3 protein-coding genes and 1 pseudogene are annotated in these 3,629 nt (G+C 62.8%); 3 read left to right on the forward strand and 1 reads right to left on the reverse strand.

Annotated elements, in window-relative coordinates:
- Window positions 1-260: 260 nt before the first annotated feature.
- Complete coding sequence (locus E3T37_RS16780) at window positions 261-911, reverse strand: tyrosine-type recombinase/integrase (RefSeq protein WP_166789067.1); 651 nt, start codon at window positions 909-911, stop codon at window positions 261-263.
- 114 nt (window positions 912-1,025) lie between these two features.
- On the opposite strand from E3T37_RS16780, the gene E3T37_RS07645 reads away from it, so the two are divergent.
- The 3 genes and pseudogenes from E3T37_RS07645 to E3T37_RS07655 form a co-directional block, all read left to right on the forward strand.
- Complete coding sequence (locus E3T37_RS07645) at window positions 1,026-1,790, forward strand: hypothetical protein (RefSeq protein WP_134366210.1); 765 nt, start codon at window positions 1,026-1,028, stop codon at window positions 1,788-1,790.
- A gap of 265 nt (window positions 1,791-2,055) precedes the next feature.
- Complete coding sequence (locus tag E3T37_RS07650) at window positions 2,056-2,526, forward strand: class F sortase (protein WP_134403369.1); 471 nt, start codon at window positions 2,056-2,058, stop codon at window positions 2,524-2,526.
- A gap of 385 nt (window positions 2,527-2,911) precedes the next feature.
- Window positions 2,912-3,629 (forward strand): annotated as a pseudogene (locus E3T37_RS07655) (IS21 family transposase); the annotation flags it as partial.

Genomic DNA, 3,629 nt, shown 5'->3' on the forward strand with positions numbered 1-3,629 from the left:
CGGCCTCAGCAGTCACCATCCGCCGTCCACCAGGGCCGAGATCGTGGCCGAAGGCCCGGCAGCAGCAAAGCGAGGCTGAGCTGAGCGGATACGCACTACATCGATTATCTCGACGTTCGGGTTATGCCGATGTTTTCTGGAAAGTCTTGATCAAAGGAATATCCGGGGCGCATACGTCGGCATGATTAGAGCGCTTCTAGGAATTCAAGCAGCGGTCCGGTGGGGACGAACCTGTGGCTGGTGCTTCCGAGGGGCGCGATTCATGCCAGGGCGCGTTCTTTCATGCCGAGGTCGGCGTGTAGGTAGGCCTGGGTGGCCTGAGTGGATTCGTGGCCAAGCCAAAGGGCGATTGTGGTGATGTCGATGCCGGCTTCGAGCATCCTCATCGCTGTCGTGTGTCGCAGCGTGTGTGGAGTGATCGTTTTGTTCTTCAGGCTCGGGCTGGTGGCGGTTGCGGCGGCGCAGTAGAGGCGAAGTCGAGCCGCGATCGCATCGCGCCCGAGCGCTCTGGAGCTGCCTTGCGCTGTGAATATGGGGTCGCGTGGAAGCGCGTCGGGCCTCGCGGCGCGAAGCGTTCGGAGGGCGCGCGTGGTCTCCTTGTTGAGCGGCGTGATGCGGTCCTTGCGGCCTTTGCCGTGACAAAGCAGGTGCACAGGGGTGCTGAGCTGTAGATCTTGCTGGGTCAACCCGATCAGCTCTCTGACGCGGAGTCCGGTCGAAAAGACCAGTATCATCACGTGATCTCGCCGCCCGGTCACCGTGTTCTGATCGGGCACGGCCAAGAGCGCGTCGACCTCGGACTTTGTGAGGTAGCTGAGTATGGTCGTCGTCGTGTTCTTCGTCTTGATGGCTTTGGGAAGCCGCGCCGATTGCTGTGCACGCAGGGCTTGCAGACAGGCGGGTCGACTCACGAACGCCCAGCAGCTCTTGACAAAAAAGTCGTTTGCGCAAAGGATTGGCCGAATAATGCTCGTGTTTTTCTCTCCATGTTTGTTTTCGCACCTACCTCCTAGCGAAGGATTCTGATGAATAAGAAAACAGCAGTGTTGTTTGTGCCCGCGTTTGCTCTGGGCGTGGCCGTCTTGACTGGTGGCCCAGCCCTTGCAGCCACTGGTGACGCGTCCTACCAGGGGACGCTCGATTCGATCAACGGCAGCAACGGCAGCGGCACCTTCTCCATCCAGGTATCCGGCGACCAGGCCACAGTCACCCAGACCGTCAAAGGTCTGGCCGAGACCTTCGACGGTAAGCCGTACCCGCACGTACAGCACATCCACATCGGTGCGAAGGGGGAATGTCCCACCACCGCAGCTGACACCAATGGAGACGGTGTGATCAGCACGACCGAAGGTCAGCCGTCTTACGGAGAGATTGGCACAACGTTGTCCACCAGCGGCGACACGAGTCCGGCGGCCGGAACTGATCTAACGCTTGCCGGGATGGGTGCAAACTACGACTTTAACCGAACCTTCACTCTGGATGCCGCCACCGCGGCCTCGCTAGAGGCAGGAACGGCTGTTGTGGTGGTCCACGGTCTAGACCCGGCCACGTTGACGAAAGCGGCACAGGACGCAAAAAGTGACTTGGTTCCGAGTCTGCCCCTGGCAGCAACGTCGCCGGCTCTGTGCGGCGCTCTGAGCGCGTCGCAAGCGAACATGCCTGACGGTGGCGTGCAAACCGGCGGTGGCGGCACCTCAAGCGGTGCTGACATTGGCCTTCTCGCCCTCGGTGCCGTGTTCCTGACCGCGGCAGGTGGCGCGGTGATGATTCGTCGGCGCCTTGCCGCGTGAGGTTGAGATCGTTTGATCGCCGGTGATAAACCCGGCTGGGAACCGTCGCCGCGGTAGCCGTCTGGCTACCGCGGCGACGGTTCTGCTCTTCACCGTCGGCTGTACGGCGACCGGTTTCGCCCTGTGGGGCAACCCTCCTCCTCCACGACCACCAGCCTCGGCCGCCGTGGCGGCTCCCGCTCAGAAGCCCGTCTCCGATACGCCCTCACGGGAGCCCCTCTCCGCGCCGCCGACTCCGCGGGTTGACCAGGTTGTTGGCCCGACCTTGACCGCCTCCGAGCCCACCCAAATCAACATCCCCGCGATTGAAGTGGACTCCGTCCTGATGCAATTGGGACTGAATCCTGACGGCACGGTGCAGACGCCGTCGTTGGACGAAGCCTCTCCTGCCGGCTGGTACACCGGCTCGCCCACCCCTGGCGCGATCGGACCCTCCGTCATCTTGGGTCACGTCGACTCCAGAGTGCAGGGGCGCGCGGTGTTTTACCGACTTGGCGATATGCGTCCCGGCGATGAGATTTTGGTTACTCGAGCCGATGCGACAGTGGCCGTGTTCGTGGTCGACGGAGTGGAAGAATATTCGAAAGATGAGTTTCCGCAGTTCACCGTCTACGGCAACACTGACCATGCGGGACTGCGACTGATCACCTGCGGTGGAGAGTTCAACGAAACCACTCGTACGTATCCAGACAACGTTGTCGTCTATGCCAGCTTGGTGTCCAGCCATGCGGCGTAGCAGGACTAAGCCGCAATATCGTTCAGTTAAGAGTTTGAGTGGTGATTTCTGGCTCGTGGAGGGGTTGTGGCCAGTGCGTGTGGTGGAAGCGCTTGGCGGGCCACTTCGAGACCTTGCGTTTGATGACGCGAGGGTTTGATCGCCGTCGTCGCGCCGGCTTCATACGCCGGACGAGGGCGAGGATGGCGTGGTGCCAGACCGCTTGGTTGCGTCCCCCCGAGTAGCGTTGACGGCGCTCACTGAAATTCCCCAGTTCTGCTCACTGAAATTCCCCACTCCGGGTCGCTTCCGCACATAGAAGCGGGCCTTCCTCGATGCTGATGGTCTTCGACCACACACCAGCTTCAAGAAAGGCCCTACTCCTATGCTTTCAGAGGAGGACGACGTGGACATCCACGCGCTCAAACGGCAAGGGATGACGATCAGCGAGATCGCCCGCCGCACCGACCACGACCGCAAAACAATCCGCGCCTATCTCGCCGGCCAACGCACCCCAGGAGTGCGTCAACGCGCCGCCCCGGACCCGTTCGACGCGTTCATCGACTACGTCACCGCGAGGCTGACGGAGGACCCGCATCTCTGGGCGGCGACGCTGCTCGACGAGCTCGTCCCGCTGGGCTTCGAGGGGTCGTATCAAACCCTGACCCGCCAGATCCGAGACCGGAGCTTGCGGCCGGCCTGCACCGCCTGCGCGCACGTGACCCGGCGGCCCAACGCGATCATCGAGCACCCGCCAGGCGAGGAGACTCAGTTCGACTGGGTCGAGCTGCNAGGCGAGGAGACTCAGTTCGACTGGGTCGAGCTGCCCGACGCCCCGTCCGGCTGGGCGTTCCCGACCAAACGCGCCTTCGTGCTCGTGGGTTCGCTGGCGCACTCGGGGGTTTGGCGGGCGGTGATTTCCCCGTCGATGGACCTGCCCCACCTGCTGGCGGCGATGACGGTCCTGCTGAGCCTGCTCGGTGGGGTGACGAAGTCCTGGCGGTTCGACCGGATGAGCACCGTGCTGAAGGCCGGGACGAGTGATCTGACGCCGATGTTCGCCGCGTTCTCCAAGCACCACGCCGTCACCGTCGTGGCCTGCCGGCCCCGGTCGGGCAACCGCA

The sequence above is a fragment of the Cryobacterium sp. TMT2-10 genome (assembly GCF_004403075.1).
In the GTDB taxonomy this organism is placed as follows: Bacteria; Actinomycetota; Actinomycetes; order Actinomycetales; family Microbacteriaceae; genus Cryobacterium; species Cryobacterium shii.